Here is a 452-nt window from a genome sequence, read left to right on the forward strand (position 1 = left end):
GCGCCAGACCAGGCCGACCGCCGATTGCAGGGTGCGCGGCGTGCAGTCGTCGCCGACCGACAGCGGGCCGCTATCGCCCACCGACAGGGCATCGACGCTGGACGGCTCGGCCAGCGGACCGGCCAGCCGCGCGCCCAGCGCGCCGCTGCCGGAGGCGAGCAGCACGCCGTCGTTCGAGTCGGGCCATTGGCGCGTATGGTTGCGCCAAGCGTAGATCGCATCCTCGAAATTGCCGACGATGGCGAAACCCAGCGCGGTCAGCCGCGAGGGAATCCAGTCGATCACGAAGAAGGCGCGCTGCGCGAAATTCGAGAACGCCTCGGTGCGATCGTCGGTCGGCACCGACCAGCTGCGCGACAGGTATTCGGCGATCCGGTACAGCACCGCGCCGGCCGGGCCGAACGGCAGCACGAACCAGAAGAACACGCCGAACACGTGCCGGTGCGAGGCCA

The 452-nt window shown here is 69.9% G+C and carries 1 protein-coding gene; it reads right to left on the minus strand.

Features of this window, described 5'->3' with window-relative positions:
- On the minus strand, nucleotides 1-452 hold a 452-nt coding region (gene ampE / locus FQ705_RS01975; RefSeq protein ID WP_186307762.1), incomplete at both ends, for a regulatory signaling modulator protein AmpE.

The organism is Paraburkholderia sp. BCC1884, from assembly GCF_900996225.1.
Lineage (GTDB): Bacteria > Pseudomonadota > Gammaproteobacteria > Burkholderiales > Burkholderiaceae > Paraburkholderia.